A 1,172-nucleotide genomic window follows, 5' to 3' on the forward strand; every position below is an offset into this window, starting at 1 on the left:
CATCCGCGGCTTCGGTGCATAGTTTAGCCCCGTTACATCTTCCGCGCAGGCCGACTCGACCAGTGAGCTATTACGCTTTCTTTAAATGATGGCTGCTTCTAAGCCAACATCCTGGCTGTCTGAGCCTTCCCACTTCGTTTCCCACTTAACTATGACTTTGGGACCTTAGCCGGCGGTCTGGGTTGTTTCCCTCTTCACGACGGACGTTAGCACCCGCCGTGTGTCTCCCGGATAGTACTTTACGGTATTCGGAGTTTGCATGGGGTTGGTAAGTCGGGATGACCCCCTAGCCCAAACAGTGCTCTACCCCCGTAAGTATTCGTCCGAGGCTCTACCTAAATAGATTTCGGGGAGAACCAGCTATCTCCCGGTTTGATTGGCCTTTCACCCCCAGCCACAAGTCATCCCCTAATTTTGCAACATTAGTGGGTTCGGTCCTCCAGTTGATGTTACTCAACCTTCAACCTGCTCATGGCTAGATCACCGGGTTTCGGGTCTACTCCTAGCAACTATTCGCCCAGTTAAGACTCGGTTTCCCTACGGCTCCCCTATACGGTTAACCTTGCTACTAAAAGTAAGTCGCTGACCCATTATACAAAAGGTACGCAGTCACCCCACAAGGGGGCTTCCACTGCTTGTACGTACACGGTTTCAGGTTCTATTTCACTCCCCTCACAGGGGTTCTTTTCGCCTTTCCCTCACGGTACTGGTTCACTATCGGTCAGTCAGGAGTATTTAGCCTTGGAGGATGGTCCCCCCATGTTCAAACAGGATATCACGTGTCCCGTCCTACTCGATTTCACTGTAAGTGATGTTTGGTGTACGGGGCTATCACCCACTACGGCCGGCCTTTCCAGGACCATTCCACTACACCACAAACAGCTTAAGGGCTGGTCCCCGTTCGCTCGCCGCTACTAGGGGAATCTCGGTTGATTTCTTTTCCTCGGGGTACTTAGATGTTTCAGTTCTCCCGGTTCGCCTCGTTAAGCTATGTATTCACTTAACGATACTGCACTGAGTGCAGTGGGTTTCCCCATTCGGATATTACGGACTCAAGCGCTTCTTACCAGCTCATCCGTACTTAACGCAGGTTAGCACGTCCTTCATCGCCTCTGACTGCCAAGGCATCCACCGTGCACGCTTAGTCACTTAACCATACAACCCCAAGAAGT

The 1,172-nt window shown here is 51.7% G+C and carries 1 rRNA gene; it reads right to left on the reverse strand.

The features are described 5' to 3' along the window. Window positions 1-1,155, reverse strand: a 23S ribosomal RNA gene (locus HNR62_RS16055); the annotation flags it as partial. Window positions 1,156-1,172: the final 17 nt, after the last annotated feature.

Source organism: Oceanisphaera litoralis (assembly GCF_016907015.1).
In the GTDB taxonomy this organism is placed as follows: Bacteria; Pseudomonadota; Gammaproteobacteria; order Enterobacterales; family Aeromonadaceae; genus Oceanimonas; species Oceanimonas litoralis.